This is a genomic window from Salinimicrobium profundisediminis (assembly GCF_026241755.1).
GTDB lineage: Bacteria > Bacteroidota > Bacteroidia > Flavobacteriales > Flavobacteriaceae > Salinimicrobium > Salinimicrobium profundisediminis.
Genome location: NZ_JAPJDA010000011.1, coordinates 60,733 through 75,541, shown reverse-complemented (window position 1 = coordinate 75,541; position 14,809 = coordinate 60,733). Strand labels below are relative to the sequence as shown.

The window sequence follows — 14,809 nt, the reverse complement described above, 5'->3', positions numbered from 1 at the left end:
TCAGTAGAAACTTTTATAATTTTTTAATCGAAAAAGGTCTGGATGATAATCAGACAAAAGCTTGTAGGGAGTCGCTTCTGCCCTTAACTCGTTAACTAGTTTTTAAATATAAACAAAAAAACCATTGATTACCAAATCAATATGAAATTTAGGTTAGATGTGAATTGACTTCAGCCCTATGAAGAAATGAAAATAGTTCTCTTCATGATAAAAATCCACTATATAATCAACAGATCTGCGTTTCCGTGGTATAAACAGGTCTTCCGTGGGCTTAATCAGCTGCCTTCAGGGCCTTTTAAAAAAAATGATTTTTAATTTACTGACTTTCTTCAGTTTAGGGTATTTGCCTGTATTTTTTATTTGTAATTGTTTTAAATAAGCTTTTGTATTTAGATTATGCTTCCTAGATTTGCGCTCTATTTATAATTAGTCTAAATTAATTTATATAAAATGCATCAGAAATACTACATCATGTTTTTGTTTATGCTTATGGCTACAATTGGTTTTAGTCAGGCAACAGGAAACATTGAAGGAAATGTCATTAGCAGTAACGGTAATCCTATTGCCAATGCTAATGTGAATGTTTTAGGAACAAGCCTGGGTTCAGAAACCAACCGGAACGGGGAATTTGTTATTAAAGCCATTCCGCAGGGAAATTATACGCTTCGGGTTTCTTACGTGGGTTATGAAAACAAAGATCTTGCTTTTTCAGTTCAGGCCGGGCAAACTACTGAAATTCCTGCTGTTATTTTGAGAAATAATGAAGAGGATCTGGATGAGGTAATTATCACCGGTAACGCTAACATCAACAGCTTTGCAAGAGCTAAAAGTCAGTATGTGGCTAAACTTCCTCTAAAAGATATTGAAAACCCGCAGGTTTACAATACTATAACGGGAGAATTGCTGGAGCAGCAGGTGATCACTTCTTTTGACGATGCCCTAAAAAATGCTCCCGGAATTACCAAACTCTGGGAATCTACAGGTAGGGGAAGTGATGGCGCCGGATATTTCTCTATAAGAGGTTTCGCCGTACAGCCTACTTTGGTCAACGGCTTACCCGGTTTGACCAATGGAAGCCCCGATCCTGCTAATATTGAAAGCATAGAAGTCATTAAAGGCCCTTCTGGGACCCTTTATGGAAGCAGCCTTATCTCTTATGGTGGGTTGATAAACGTGGTGACAAAAAAGCCGTACGATTACTTTGGCGGAAATATCTCCTACACCATGGGAAGCTTCGGGATGAATCGTGTTACAGCCGATGTGAATATGCCTCTTGATGAAGATGGTGACGTGGCTTTGCGTGTAAACACCGCATATCGCAAACAAAATAGCTTTCAGGATCTTGGCTTCAGCGAATCTTTCTTTGTGGCGCCTTCGTTGAGCTATAAGGTAAATAATCGTTTGTCATTTTTGATAAACACCGAATTCTATACTTCTGAAAGTACCAATCCTGCTATGTTATTTCTTGACAGGGGCGCGCCGTTAAAGGCTACAAATATGGATGAATTGGGTTATGACCCTAATCGTTCTTATACAAGCAACGATCTAACTCTTAAGAACCCAAATTACAGCCTTCAGGGGCAAATGGAATACAAGTTGTCTGATAACTGGACGTCTCAAACAGTCTTTTCCAGAAGTTCTTCTAAATCTCTTGGTTACTACTCCTATTTGTACGAAACCACACGGTTCTACATGGGGCGTACAGAGGTAGAAGGTTCTGTGACCAATTTAGATGAAGGTTTTGTCTTTACCCGTTACATGAATAATCAGAATTCTACCACGCTAACCAGTGATATTCAGCAGAACTTTATTGGAGATTTCAAGATTGGAGATTTGAGAAACCGCATGGTTGTTGGGCTTGATTATTTTAACAGGGAGACTATCGACAATAGTTCAGGTTATATCGCTAACGGAAATGTGTACATAGGCGATGCAAGCCTGCAGAATGTGAATGAAAGCGTCTTTGGCAGATTTGATCCCGCTAATTATGTGAGGAACAATGATAGCGGATTACTTTCGGAAGCATCGGTAAACAACCTGCTTTCAGGTGTAGCTTTGAATAATTCTACGATCACTGAAGAAGTGTACAGTGCCTATATTTCTAATGTGCTGAATATTACTCCTAAGATTTCTGCTATGGCCAGCTTGAGAATTGACCAGTTTGAAGGCGAGAATAACAGCCAGACAGCGCTTTCTCCAAAATTCGGACTTGTTTATCAGCCAATCCTGGAAAGAGTTTCAGTTTTTGTTAACTATATGGATGGTTTCAGCAATGTTGATCCGCGAGAGCAGGGGAATCCTGCAGAGGGTGCTACAACTACCGTGAGCTTTGATCCTGAAAGAGCTAAGCAGCTGGAGGTGGGAACCAAGCTAAACCTTGTTAAAGACCGCGTTTCTGCCAGCCTTAGCTACTATGATATCAAAGTTTCCAACATTGTGATGGAAGATATGGACAGGCCGTTCTACTACGTGCAGGAGGGAGAGCAGTATAGCCGCGGTTTTGAAGCCAGTATTACCGCCACTCCTGTTGATGGGTTAAATGTAATTGCAGGTTACAGCTACAATGAAAGTGAACTTGAAGAGTCTGGTTTACGCCCTGAAACTGCCGGGCCTAAAAATCTTGCGAACCTATGGGCGAGCTACAGCTTTGCCGGTAACCTGGATGGTTTCGGAATTGGTTTTGGAGGAAACTATGCAGGTGAGAACATGATCTTCAATAGAAATCTTGGAACCTTCACACTTTCATCGTATACCGTTCTAAATGCAGCAGTTTTCTATAATGCAGAGAAGTTTTCGGTTAATCTGAAGCTAAACAACCTTACTAATGAGGAATACTATAATGGTTGGTCAACAATCAATCCGCAAACGCCAAGAAATTTTGCGGCCAGCTTTACCTATAAATTCTAGTAAAACATAAACTGGAATAGAAATAGCCGCTTCGGAAGAAATTCCGGGGCGGTTTTTTGTTTGGGAGAAGTCAGGCAGGAAGTGTCAAAAATGGCATTTTTCTTTGTTGGTTTTCCTGAAGGTTTAGGTAACCGATAACATTTGTTGACACTATCTAGAAAAACTGTGTAAGTAGAAAAAATAATAGCTGCTTAAGAGAAATGTTCCCTATAATACAATTGAAAAATACCTTTTTTAAGAGCTTTTTTGTTTAAGAAAATTTTAGTATCTATACAGGAAATTTATTCTATTAAAATTTAGATAAGTTTTTTGCTTGAATTTTTACAGCTTTGGATAGTGCTTAAGCTGTGCTAATAAATGTATTCAATTCTCTTCTTCCAATACGCCCTACTTGAGAAAATGGAATATCAGCCTGCAAAATAAAGTTTTATGAGGAAGTTTTTCTCAAAGCTTCTTGCCGAATGATATAATGAAGGACTGTTTTTTTATTTATTGCACTGAGTAAAGGTGCCAAATCTTGAATATCACTATATGAGTCTTTTATTTAAGGAGAACCTCGTTTTTAAGCTATTTGTGATTATAGTTTAAAACAAAAAATAACTTTTATGAAAAAAATTTTCTATCTGTTCTTTTTACCGATGATTTTTCTGTCATGTTCTTCAGATAATGATGAAGTAAATTCTAATGGTATTAATCCCCCAGATTGGATACAGGGGACTTGGTTAGCAGAAGGTTCAATAACAGGAGATGTAGGTTTTAGATTTACAGGGAGTGATGTCGTGCTGCTACAAAATCTTTTGGATACCAGCTATGGGGATCTTGTCAACCATTCGCGTGAATTAGGGCAGAAAGTTGAAATCGAACAAGATGTTTCATCCGATTATTATTCTTTACACCTGATTTTTAGTTCAGGGCAAACGATGAAATTTGAATTTAGAAAAATTTCGAATGATGAAATTGCATGGGTTCAATCTCAGAACACTATATTAGTTAAACAATAATTTATAATGAAATGAAACAGCAATACTAGTATGATAGTATTGTCTTCGGCTTAAGCATTAATGATGTTATGATAAAAAAAAGTATTTTATTGTTGGTGTTTGTTCTTAGCTTATCTTGTTCCAACGATTCAGATAATACTTCGGGAAGTTTAGATATTCCTGAAGTATTTAGAGGAGAATATGAGGGAGTTCAAACAGAAAAGATTGCAAAGATTCATCATTCCTATTTAGAAATTGAGACTGACGAAGGAAAAAAGAGAATAACGGAGGGTGAAAAATGAATACTTCAATGGTTCTAATCATTATGAGGTAGATTTACCTAATGATGAGAGATTAGTTCTTTTATCCGGTAATGGGTATGTAGGAATTACCATATTTAGCAGTAGTGGTAGTTGGATAATCAGTGATTATTTTGAAAATTTAAGCAGCCAATAGAACTTCCTATCTCAATTAGTAGTTTTAATGGATCATGATCCCTTGATCCCCGAAATGGTCTGAAGTCTTAAGGCATAAAGAAACCCTCAAATTTTCATTTGAGGGTTTCTGCTTTGATGGTGGTGCCTCCAGGAATCGAACCAGGGACACAAGGATTTTCAGTCCTTTGCTCTACCAACTGAGCTAAGGCACCAGTGTTTAAAGCGGCTTACCTTGTAGTAAGCGGGTGCAAATATATATTCAAATTTAATATCTCCCAAGGGAAATTGAAAAAAAATGCTTTTGTACTTTAGCTTTTTCAAATAACTGCCATGAATCTCGTTGTTGATATAGGCAATACAATTGCTAAACTGGCTGTTTTTCAGCAGGATGAAATCCTTCTGAAAATTTCAGCAGATAAATCCGATTTAAATAAAAAAATTTCTGAAATCCTGAAACTTCATCCGGGAATCAAAAATTTAGTGGTTTCCAACGTGTCTTCGGCAAAATGGAAGCTTCCTGAAGGAGCTGAAAAATCGGTTAGGGTTGTAGAGCTTTCCGCAGAAACCCTGCTACCCTTCAAAAATAACTATGGAACACCTGCTACTTTGGGGAACGACAGGAAAGCTCTAATCGCTGCTGCCGTAAAATACCATGCAGGTAAGAATGTATTGGTGATAGACGCCGGCACCTGCATTACCTACGACTTTAAAACTGCCAGAGAAGAATACCTGGGCGGCGGAATTTCTCCGGGCTTAAAAATGCGATTTTTGGCACTAAATAATTTTACGGCAAATCTTCCGTTAGTAGAAGCAGGAGAAGGACATGAATTAATTGGTGATTCCACCACTTCCTCAATAACTTCGGGTGTTGTAAATGGCACGCTCATGGAAATTGAGGGGATAATTGGTAAGTATAAAGAAAAATATAACAATTTAATAGTTATAATTACCGGTGGAGATGCAACTTTCTTGTCTGGAAACTTAAAAAATGGCATATTTGCGAACTCCAATTTCTTGTTGGAGGGTTTAAATTTTATTCTCGAATTTAATATCGATCAATGACAAAACGATTGTTTATAATCGTATTCATTTTATTTTCAGTGATTACGACCGCTCAGGAGCGAACTTCCTCACCTTATTCTTTTTACGGGCTGGGATTAAACACCTTCAAAGGTACCGTAGAAAACAGATCAATGGGTGGTCTCAGCATTTTCTCAGATAGTATTCATGTCAACCTGCAAAACCCGGCAGCACTGGGCAGGCTTAGGTTAACTACTTATACAGTTGGACTGAGTGGCAATTCTGTTGAGATAAAGAGTGGAGACGAGAGTGAAAATGCTAGTTCAAGTTCGCTTGATTATTTAGCTGTGGGAATTCCAACGGGTAAATTTGGTTTTGCATTTGGATTGGTACCTTATTCTTCTGTGGGTTATAACATAGATGATATCAATCAGGACGAAGGGATAGGAAACAGGTATACAGGAAAAGGTGGTCTTAACCGGGTCTTTCTCGCTGCGGGTTATCAAATAACCTCAAATATCAATATTGGCGTAGACGCTAGTTATAACTTCGGAAATATTCAGAATAAAAGCATACTGGTACGCGAAGATGTGCAATATAGCTCCCGGGAAATAAACAGAAGTGACCTTAGTGGTTTCACTTATAAAATCGGGCTTGATTACGAGAGGATGCTCACTGAAAGCCTGCAGTTTAAAATGGGGGCGTACTACACGCCCGAAACTACTTTGAAAACAGACAACCAAAGAGAGCTTGCCACGATATTGTTAGGGGTTGACGGCAGGGAGATTACTGTAGATAGTCGTGATGTTTCTGAGCCTGCGTCAGATTTTGTTTTGCCTTCAAGCTTTAGTATAGGAGCAGGAGTAGGACGGCCTCATAAATGGTTTTTAGGAGGAGAATTTTCTACAACCGAAGCGGGAGATTACAGCAACCGTGCCTTTGCAATAGAAGGAGCGTCATTTGAACAGGCTTCTAAATATAAAATTGGAGGATTTTTCATTCCCAACTATAACTCTCTTACCAGCTACTTTAGCCGAATTGTATATCGTGGGGGTCTTCGTATGGAAGAGACCGGGCTTCACCTTAATGGAGAGTCTATTAATGAGTTTGGCATAGCTTTTGGTTTAGGACTACCAGCAGGAAGGATGTTGACCAACATTAATCTGGGATTTGAGTATGGACAGCGCGGTACAACAAGCGCCGGATTAATCCAGGAAAACTTTTTTAATGCTATGATAAGCCTCTCGTTGAACGACAGGTGGTTTATCAAAAGAAGATTCGAATAATCACAAACTATTAATCAGGAATAAAACTTATACTATGAAAACCAAGGTAATATTATTTCTTTCAGGGGTTGTTCTGGGAACAGGGGCCTTGCAGGCACAGGCTAATCAGGAATGTGCCACCACAGCAGCCCTGGCCTATAGCGATGCAAAGGCAAAAAACTATGATGCGGCCTGGACCAGAATTCAAACCTTAAGAGAGGAATGTCCTTCCTATCATATAGCAACCTATCAGTACGGAGAAAGGATATTGAAAGATCGCCTTGACAATGCACCCGATGCTGAGAAAGAAAGCGTAGCGCAGGAGCTTATAAAATTATATAAAGAGCGTTTGCAGCATTTCCCTGCAAAGACCGATGCAGGAGATGTTAATGCCGATATCGCGCAGCTCATGTTTGATGTAAAACTGGGTTCAACTGAAGAGCAATATGAGGCTTTTGATAAAGCTTTTGAAGCAGATCCAAACAGTCTCAATGCCAAGTCACTGTATACTTACTTCTACCTGTTGGTAGAGTTGCAGGATTCCGGTAAAAAAGATCTTCAGGAGGTTTTTGACAAATATGATGTTGTTATCGCCAAACTTGAAGAGCAGGAGAATGAGACTGCTGAGTCTTTAGCTAGCTTAATTGAAAAGCAGGAGGCTGGAGAAGAGCTTTCTTCTAAAGATAAGGCAAGACTTAATGCATATGAGAAAAACCTTGTAGCCTATAGTGCTGTAAAAGGAAGTATCAACGCAAAACTTGGTCAACGTGCAGATTGTACTAACCTTATCCCGCTTTACAGCAAAGATTTTGAAGCTAAAAACGGTGATACTGAATGGTTGAAGCGAGTGAATAGCAGGTTGTCTGCAAAAGATTGTACTGAAGATCCACTTTTTGTAAAGGTGTCTGAAGCTCTTCATAAATTAGAGCCATCTGCAAGTTCTGCTTACTCTCTTGGTCAATTAGCCGAAGCAAATGGAAACCAAAGTAAAGCGCTTGAATATTACAACCAGGCAGCCGAACTGCAAAAAGACCCATCTGCAAGAGCAAGTATTTATTACAAGATTGCGAACCAGTACAAAGATAAAGGCCAGTTTGGGCAGGCCAGAAATATGTATCGTAAGGCTATAAGCTCAAAACCATCATTTGGTAGGGCTTACCTCCAAATCTCTAACATGATCGCTCAAAGTGCAAACAACTGTGGAAATACTGCTTTTGAAAAAAGAGCTGTATACTGGAAAGCTGCAGAATATGCCGAGAGAGCCGCAAGAGTTGATCCGTCAATAAGCAGTACTGCTAATGAGACTGCATCTGCATACAGGGGTAGAGCACCACAACGTAGCGATATCTTCCAGAATGACATGCAGGGTAAAACCATCAACATTGGATGTTGGATAGGAGAAAGCATTCGCGTACCTAATTTGTAGTATGAAATTTACATACAGGATATTTTTTAAAAGCATTGTCACAACCCTTGTTGTGACAATGCTTTTTTCTTGTGAGGGGAATTTGAAAGGCGTTAGGCAAATGGAGATCCCCGAAGATGCACCGCAATCTATAGGGGTGGGAATTAACATGAAGTATGTTGATTCCGGAAAGGTGGTGGCTACTCTTAGAAGTGAAACCATGAGGGATTTTTCAAACAAAGCTTTTCCCTATCGCGAATTTCCTGATGGTGTTATCGTAGAATTTTTTGACGAGAACCAACAAAAGAATACCATAACTGCCAATTATGGTATTGTTTATAATGAGACAGGGCTTATAGATTTGCAGGGTGATGTGGTGGTGGTGACCAGTGATAGCACAAAGCTCACTGCAGATCAGCTTTATTGGGACCAGGTGAGAAACTGGGTTTTTACAGATCATCCTAACACCATCAGGTTCAAGAATGGAGCGATCAATGAAGGAAAGGGTTTTGATAGCAATCAGGAATTCACTAATTTCCGTTCAAGATCAAATGTTGGGGTGCAAATTTTAGAAGAAGACAAACAATGATAAAATTTTCGAAGTTTTTTGAATTTGCCTACCTGGCAGCCGCAGCGTTCTTTCTTTACGAGGCTGTGGTCATTTGGAATGATCAACGCAACCAGGCCTATCTCTTCCTTTTCTTTGTGGTGATAGCCATATTCATGTTCTTCTTTAGAAGACATTTCAGGCACAAGTACGATAACAGGAAATAGGTACTATGGCCTTCGAGATCGTTATTATTCTGTGTTCCCTTATTCTTTCAGCTTTCTTTTCGGGTATGGAGATCGCTTATGTGTCTGCCAACAAGATTCATGTTGAAATTGAGAAGAAGCAGAATGATTTTTTAGCCAAAATACTTACCCGTCTTACCCGTAAACCTTCAAAGTTTATTGCTACTATGCTGGTGGGCAATAACATTGCCCTGGTTATCTACGGGTTTTTTATGGGAGATCTCTTAATGGCATGGCTCACACCCGATCACTTTAGCAATGAAATAGTAGTTTACCTGCTTACAAATCTCAGCCTTCTCACTCAAACCGTTATTTCCACACTTATTATTCTGCTTACTGCGGAATTTTTACCCAAAGTGTTCTTCCAAATCTATGCCAATTTCTTTCTGAAGTTCTTTGCCGTACCTGCCTATTTATTTTACCTGCTCTTCAGTTTTATATCCTCTTTTGTGATATGGGTTTCAGATCTCGTTTTGAAAAGGTTCTTTAAAACCCAGGGAGATGAAGTGCAATTGGCTTTCACAAAGGTGGAACTCGGAAATTATATTTCTGAGCAAATGGACAAGATTGAGCACGACCAGGAGGTAGATTCCGAAATACAGATCTTTCAGAATGCCCTCGAATTTTCCGAAGTAAAATCCAGGGAAGTTATGATTCCCCGTACAGAGATCGTGGCTGTAGACATTACTACCGATCCGCGGGAGCTGGTGGAGACTTTCACCGCAACGGGGCTGTCTAAGATCCTGGTGTACCGGGAGAATATTGACGACATTATTGGTTATATCCATTCCTTTGAGCTTTTCAAAAAACCGCCTACCATAAAATCTATCCTGTTGCCGGTAGTCTTTGTGCCCGAGACCATGCTGGTGAAAGATGTTCTTAATATCCTTATCAAAAAAAGGAAGAGTATTGCGGTGGTGATAGATGAATATGGCGGCACCAGTGGAATGATGACCGTAGAAGATATCGTGGAAGAGCTGTTTGGAGAAATAGAAGATGAGCACGATCCTGTAATTCTTATAGAAGAAAAACTTGAGGAGAATAAGTACCTTTTTGCAGCCCGTTTGGAGGTAGATTATCTCAATGAGAACTATAAGCTGGACATTCCCATAGGAGAGAATTATGAGACCCTGGGCGGTTATATTCTTGATCACACCGAAGAAATTCCGCCAAAGGACGGAGTCGTTGAAATTGATAGTTTTACCTTTTATATCAAAGAAGTTTCCAACACAAGGATTGAGCTTGTAGAGGTGATCGTGAACCCAAACGATTAATTTTTAGTTTTTCCTCACATTTTGAAGATTTATAGTTTTTTAGTAAAGCTAAAAACGTTATTTTCGCCCCCTATATTTTAGAATTAATTATAAGATAATGGCAGTATTAAATTCAATAAGACAACGTTCGGTCTTCCTTATCGTGATCATTGCTTTGGCACTTTTCTCATTCGTTTTAGCCGATGTGATTAGGAACGGAGGGATGGTTTCTCAGAAATCACAGAATACCATAGCGACAATTAATGGTGAGGACATTGATAGAGAGCAGTTTGCCCGTCAGGTTGAGTCTTTGCAGCGTAACATGGGTCAAAATGCGACCACTGCACAAGTTGTGAACCAGGTTTGGGAAATGAACGTTCGTAGAACGCTTATGCAAGAGCAGTTTGAAGAGCTGGGTATTCGTGTAGAAGAAGCTCAGGTGAAAGAGATGATGAGAAGGGAACTGGCAAACAATCCTAATTTCACTAACGAGGCCGGAGTTTTTGATGAAGCCAAATTAAGAGAATATGTAGCTACTTTAAGATCTACTTCTCCCCAGGCATATCAGCAATGGTTAGATTTTGAAACCAGTCTTGCCGAAACTGCCAGAGAGCAAATCTATCTTAACCTGGTTCGTGCCGGGGTAGGGGCAACGCTTCTTGAAGGCGAGCAGGCTTACAGGTTTACTAACGATAATGTAGACATGGAGTTTGTTCACATTCCCTACACTACAGTTGAAGACTCACAGGTAGAAATTTCTAAAGATGAGATCAGAGACTACGTAAAAGCACATCCGGGACAGTTTAAAACTGAAGCTACACGGGATATCCAGTACGTTCTTTATGAAGAAACTGCTTCTGTTGAAGATGAAGCTGAAGTGAAGAATGAGCTGCTGGGACTTCTTAATGATAAAGTTGAATTCAACGCTGCAACCAATACCAGCGATACGGTTGAAGGTTTTGCAACAACCAGAAACTGGGAAACTCTCGTTAATGAAAGATCTGATGAAAAATTCCAGGACAGGTTCGTGTTCAAAAACCAATTACCTGTAGATCATGCAGATTCTTTGTTCAACCTGAATGAAGGAGAAGTGTACGGTCCATTTAAGTTCAATGGTTCTTACAGGCTGGCGAGAGTAGTTGAAACTGCTCAGATTCCAGATTCTGCGAAAGCAAGACACATTCTTGTATCATGGCAGGGTTCTCCGGTAGGAGGACAGGTGACCAGGAGTAAAGAGCAGGCGCAGCAATTGGCTGATAGCCTTGCTAACGTAGTAAAAGGTAACAAAGACAAGTTTGCTGAACTTGCTTCAGAATTCTCTGCCGATGCTTCCAACAAAGAAGATGCAGGTCAGCTTGGCTGGTTTGGTCCTGGAGCAATGGTGCCTCCATTCAATGATTTCGTGTTTAATAATAACGAAGGATCTATAGGAGTAGTTGAAACTCAATTTGGATACCACGTGATCCACATCCAGGAGCAAACTGAAAAAGAAAAAGCTGTTAAACTGGCAACTGTTTCAAGGGCTATCCAGCCTTCAGAAAAAACATCAAACGAGCTTTTTGCTGAAGTGACAAAATTTGAACTCGGTGCAAAAGATGGCAACTTTGCTGATCTTGCAAAAGAGGGAGGAAAAGAAGTGAGACCGGTAAAAGAAATTAAACAACTCGAAGAAAATATCCCAGGTATTGGGGCGCAGAGAAGAATTGTGCAGTGGGCATTTGAAGAAGAAGTTGAAGTTGGAGATATTAGAAGATTTGAAGTTCCTTCAGGATATGTGGTGGCGCAGGTTACCGGATTGAATAAAGGTGGCCTTAAATCGGCTGAAGCTGCGTCTGCAACCGTTATTCCAATTCTTCAGAAGCAAAAGAAAGCTGAGATTATAAAATCTGAGATCAGCGGAAGCGATCTTCAGGCCATCGCCCAAAAGCAGGGAGTGCAGGTAAATACTGCAAACGCAGTGAACCGCAATAGCCCAACCCTTCCAGGTGTTGGAAGTGAGCCAAAAGTTGTGGGAGCAGCTTTCGGACTTGAAAGTGGTGAAACCAGCAGTCCTCTAGAGGGTGAAAAAGGAGTTTTTGTAGTGAAAGTACTTCAAAAAAATGACGCTCCTCAAATGGAATCTTATCGTCCTTATGCTGCAAGAGAGGCTTCTGCCCGACGCATAACTGTGAACACTGAGGTTTTCCAGGCGCTTAAAGAATCTGCAGAAATTGAAGATAACCGCGCAAGGTTCTACTAGGATCCTGTTAGAAAAATATATAAGAAAAGCCCTTCATTTGAAGGGCTTTTTTCATTTTATGTGGTGATGTAAAAAGGTTTTATTTAAATAATACTTTGGGGGAGGTAAAGCCTTTATAAGATCATGTCAGAATAGGAGAGGATGGTGTTGTAGCCTTTCCTTCTGAAGTATTCCATATCCTCGGCTGTGCCGGTGACCAGTATAAAATCACCGCCCCAGCCGCCAAGGCTTTTTATTGCCCCCGGGTAATCTGGGAACAGGCGGGATTTGACCTTTTGCAGCCCCACCAGCTGTGAGATAATATTCTCATGTACTTCCAGGAGCATTTTAAACTCCAAAAGATCTTTACTGCTAATTAAACTATGGGTGAGTGCCGAAATTTTATCAATGCCCGTGTTTAAGGCTGTTTTGTCCTGCTGCCTGTAGTGCTGTATGGCTTCGCGGCTGTTCTGTTTTTGATTTAGGTGCACAAAAAAGATCTGGTCTTTAAAAGCAGGGTCAAATGAGGTCTTTAAAATGCTATTTTCAAAGGGATGTTTTTCAAAGGTGATCGCGGTTTCGTGCATGGCTACTGCCACATCATAGCCGCTGCCCCCAAAAGTGTGCTGCAGGAGCTCGTAAGGGTCAATTTTCAGCCATTTGGCAAGGTTTGCAACAAGGGTCGATGATGTTCCGAGGCCCCAGTTTCTTGGGAAGTCCGATTTTGTGGTGATTTCAAATCCGCCTTCAGAAAATTTCTGCGGAGCCATTTTCCTGGCAAAAAAGAGTGTCAAAAATAGCATTTTTGACACCTCATTTTTTTCATGCTTCCGTGGTGCTTCCGAAGAGGTTAAAGCTGAAATTTCAAAGTTGTCTTTAAACCATATTTCCTGTTTCTCATCATAACTTTTCCACTTTATTAAAGGCTCTTCAATGTTTGTGACTTCCAGGCTTTGTCCAAACTTTGTGGGTAAGGCAAAACCGGTGGCGCCATCAAGAATAACATATTCCCCGCTTATCAGTAATTTTCCGTGACTGTGGAATACCTCCATTAGCTTCTCAGTTTTTCAAGTTGCTGCTCCACTGCGCTGTGCGAAACATTGTGGTTCTTAAAATAGCTTGTTAGCACTTCTTTTTCCTGTGTTGTTGCCTGGAATTGGTTGAGGATATTCATAAGGTGCATTTTCATATGTCCCTGCTGAATTCCTGTGGTGATAAGTGACTTTACGGCGGCAAAATTTTGTGCCAGGCCGGCTACTGCCACTATTTTCATAAGTTCTTCGGCTGAAGGTTTTTGCAGAATTTCCAAAGCGATCTTTGAAAGCGGATGTAATGCCGTGAGACCACCTACCGTTCCCAGGGCCAACGGAATCTCCATCCAAAACCTGAATTGTCCATCGTGTACTTCGGCGTGGGTAAGGCTGCTGTATTTCCCATCTTTTGAGGCATAAGCATGAATACCTGCTTCTACCGCTCTAAAATCGTTTCCTGTGGCCAGTACTACCGCGTCAATTCCGTTCATGATGCCTTTGTTGTGGGTCACCGCCCTGTAGGGCTCAACTTCAGCGATCTTGAGGGCCCTAACAAATTTTGCAGCGAAATCTTCCCCGCTCATGCCCTGATCGGCCAACGCTGTTACCGGGCAGGAAACTTCAGCTTTTACGATACAACCGGGTACGTAATTAGAAAGAATGCTCATCACGATCTCTATCTCCTTTTCGGTAGCGTTAAAAGCCTCATGGCTCTTAGCTGCTTCACGAAAAGTTTCAGCAAAACGCTCCAGGCAGGAGTTGATGAAATTTGCACCCATAGAGTCTTTAGTCTCAAAAGTGCAGTGCAGTTGGTAGTAATTGTCGAGTAGCTTTGTTTTGTCACGCAGCTCCATATTCATTACTCCGCCGCCGCGCTTCTCCATGTTTTTGGTGAGGGGAGCTACTGCTTCAAGTAATGTTGATTTGATGCTATTGAAAAAATGCTCCAGCTTTTTCCCGTCTCCAGAGTACATGAAATGTACCTGCCCTATCTTTTCTGTTCCCAAAACTTCAGCTTTAAAACCGCCCCTGTCACTCCAGAATTTGGCTGCTTTGCTCGCCGCAGCAATTACCGAGCTTTCTTCTATAGCCATGGGTACCGCATAAAGCCGGTCATTGATAAGAAAATTGGGGGCAAGCCCAAAAGGCAGGTAGTAATTTGACAGGGTGTTCTCTGTAAACTCTTCGTGGAGCTGTTGCAGGCCGGAGTCGGGGTTCCAGTACTGGGTTAAGATCTTCCTGGCGTTTGTATTGTGAGCCAGGTATGTTTGGCTAAGCCAGTCAATTTTCTCCTCTTTTGACAGTTTGGAAAAGCCCGAAATAGGTGTGATCATTATGTGAAATTTGAGAGCACAAAGATACAATTACTGTAAGAAACATGGCAGCTGTTAGAATTTCTGGAGCAGAGGGAGCAAAACTTACAGATTTGCACATCTACACTCATTCGGTTCATTAACATCTTCTTATGATTTAACAGCAGAAAGCCTGTTTTTTAGCCGAA

Annotated in this window: 12 protein-coding genes and 1 tRNA gene; 10 read left to right on the top strand and 3 right to left on the bottom strand. The window is 40.6% G+C overall.

Going from position 1 to position 14,809, the window contains the following annotated elements; genetic code table 11:
• Positions 1 to 450 precede the first annotated feature (450 nt).
• The 3 genes from OQ279_RS08080 (at position 451) to OQ279_RS08070 (ending at position 4,189) form a co-directional block, all read left to right on the top strand.
• On the top strand, positions 451 to 2,907 hold the full coding sequence (locus OQ279_RS08080; protein ID WP_266069367.1) for a TonB-dependent receptor: 2,457 nt from the start codon (positions 451 to 453) through the stop codon (positions 2,905 to 2,907).
• 605 nt (positions 2,908 to 3,512) lie between these two features.
• Entirely contained in the window at positions 3,513 to 3,908 is a 396-nt protein-coding gene (locus OQ279_RS08075) for a hypothetical protein (RefSeq protein ID WP_266069366.1), read from the top strand.
• A 68-nt stretch (positions 3,909 to 3,976) separates the two neighbouring features.
• Complete coding sequence (locus OQ279_RS08070) at positions 3,977 to 4,189, top strand: hypothetical protein (protein ID WP_266069365.1); 213 nt, start codon at positions 3,977 to 3,979, stop codon at positions 4,187 to 4,189.
• A gap of 271 nt (positions 4,190 to 4,460) precedes the next feature.
• Here the strand turns inward: OQ279_RS08070 and OQ279_RS08065 are convergent.
• Positions 4,461 to 4,536 (bottom strand) — tRNA-Phe (locus tag OQ279_RS08065).
• 118 nt (positions 4,537 to 4,654) lie between these two features.
• On the opposite strand from OQ279_RS08065, the gene OQ279_RS08060 reads away from it, so the two are divergent.
• From OQ279_RS08060 to OQ279_RS08030, 7 genes are all read left to right on the top strand, one after another.
• Positions 4,655 to 5,386 (top strand): type III pantothenate kinase, encoded by a 732-nt coding sequence (locus OQ279_RS08060; protein ID WP_266069364.1) that lies wholly within the window; start codon positions 4,655 to 4,657, stop codon positions 5,384 to 5,386.
• Positions 5,383 to 6,630, top strand: coding sequence for a BamG family beta-barrel-assembly machinery protein (gene bamG, locus OQ279_RS08055; RefSeq protein ID WP_266069363.1), 1,248 nt, complete (start codon positions 5,383 to 5,385; stop codon positions 6,628 to 6,630). The genes OQ279_RS08060 and bamG overlap by 4 nt, the downstream gene beginning before the upstream one ends.
• Positions 6,631 to 6,664: 34 nt before the next feature.
• Entirely contained in the window at positions 6,665 to 8,035 is a 1,371-nt protein-coding gene (locus OQ279_RS08050) for a tetratricopeptide repeat protein (RefSeq protein WP_266069361.1), read from the top strand.
• Position 8,036: 1 nt separating this feature from the next.
• Complete coding sequence (gene lptC / locus OQ279_RS08045) at positions 8,037 to 8,603, top strand: LPS export ABC transporter periplasmic protein LptC (protein ID WP_266069359.1); 567 nt, start codon at positions 8,037 to 8,039, stop codon at positions 8,601 to 8,603.
• A complete protein-coding gene (locus OQ279_RS08040; RefSeq protein ID WP_266069357.1) occupies positions 8,600 to 8,788 on the top strand; it encodes a hypothetical protein in 189 nt (62 codons plus the stop codon). The genes lptC and OQ279_RS08040 overlap by 4 nt, the downstream gene beginning before the upstream one ends.
• A 5-nt stretch (positions 8,789 to 8,793) precedes the next feature.
• Positions 8,794 to 10,080 (top strand): hemolysin family protein, encoded by a 1,287-nt coding sequence (locus tag OQ279_RS08035; protein WP_266069356.1) that lies wholly within the window; start codon positions 8,794 to 8,796, stop codon positions 10,078 to 10,080.
• Positions 10,081 to 10,177: 97 nt separating this feature from the next.
• The gene (locus tag OQ279_RS08030) at positions 10,178 to 12,298 is read left to right on the top strand and encodes a peptidylprolyl isomerase (RefSeq protein WP_266069355.1); all 2,121 of its coding nucleotides are present in this window, start codon (positions 10,178 to 10,180) and stop codon (positions 12,296 to 12,298) included.
• A gap of 113 nt (positions 12,299 to 12,411) precedes the next feature.
• On the opposite strand, the gene OQ279_RS08025 is transcribed toward OQ279_RS08030, so the two are convergent.
• Together OQ279_RS08025 and OQ279_RS08020 are read right to left on the bottom strand one after the other, a co-directional pair.
• Complete coding sequence (locus OQ279_RS08025; RefSeq protein ID WP_266069354.1) at positions 12,412 to 13,329, bottom strand: GYDIA family GHMP kinase; 918 nt, start codon at positions 13,327 to 13,329, stop codon at positions 12,412 to 12,414.
• Entirely contained in the window at positions 13,329 to 14,642 is a 1,314-nt protein-coding gene (locus OQ279_RS08020; RefSeq protein WP_306419757.1) for a hydroxymethylglutaryl-CoA reductase, degradative, read from the bottom strand. The genes OQ279_RS08025 and OQ279_RS08020 overlap by 1 nt, the downstream gene beginning before the upstream one ends.
• Positions 14,643 to 14,809: the final 167 nt, after the last annotated feature.

Bases quoted from the DNA above. Each gene is read 5' to 3' on its own strand.
- OQ279_RS08030 (WP_266069355.1), top strand. From the start codon at position 10,178: ATGGCAGTATTAAATTCAATAAGACAACGTTCGGTCTTCCTTATCGTG.
- OQ279_RS08080 (WP_266069367.1), top strand. From the start codon at position 451: ATGCATCAGAAATACTACATCATGTTTTTGTTTATGCTTATGGCTACA.
- OQ279_RS08020 (WP_306419757.1), bottom strand. From the start codon at position 14,642: ATGATCACACCTATTTCGGGCTTTTCCAAACTGTCAAAAGAGGAGAAA.
- OQ279_RS08075 (WP_266069366.1), top strand. From the start codon at position 3,513: ATGAAAAAAATTTTCTATCTGTTCTTTTTACCGATGATTTTTCTGTCA.
- bamG (WP_266069363.1), top strand. From the start codon at position 5,383: ATGACAAAACGATTGTTTATAATCGTATTCATTTTATTTTCAGTGATT.
- OQ279_RS08060 (WP_266069364.1), top strand. From the start codon at position 4,655: ATGAATCTCGTTGTTGATATAGGCAATACAATTGCTAAACTGGCTGTT.
- OQ279_RS08025 (WP_266069354.1), bottom strand. From the start codon at position 13,329: ATGGAGGTATTCCACAGTCACGGAAAATTACTGATAAGCGGGGAATAT.
- OQ279_RS08040 (WP_266069357.1), top strand. From the start codon at position 8,600: ATGATAAAATTTTCGAAGTTTTTTGAATTTGCCTACCTGGCAGCCGCA.
- lptC (WP_266069359.1), top strand. From the start codon at position 8,037: ATGAAATTTACATACAGGATATTTTTTAAAAGCATTGTCACAACCCTT.
- OQ279_RS08050 (WP_266069361.1), top strand. From the start codon at position 6,665: ATGAAAACCAAGGTAATATTATTTCTTTCAGGGGTTGTTCTGGGAACA.
- OQ279_RS08070 (WP_266069365.1), top strand. From the start codon at position 3,977: ATGATAAAAAAAAGTATTTTATTGTTGGTGTTTGTTCTTAGCTTATCT.
- OQ279_RS08035 (WP_266069356.1), top strand. From the start codon at position 8,794: ATGGCCTTCGAGATCGTTATTATTCTGTGTTCCCTTATTCTTTCAGCT.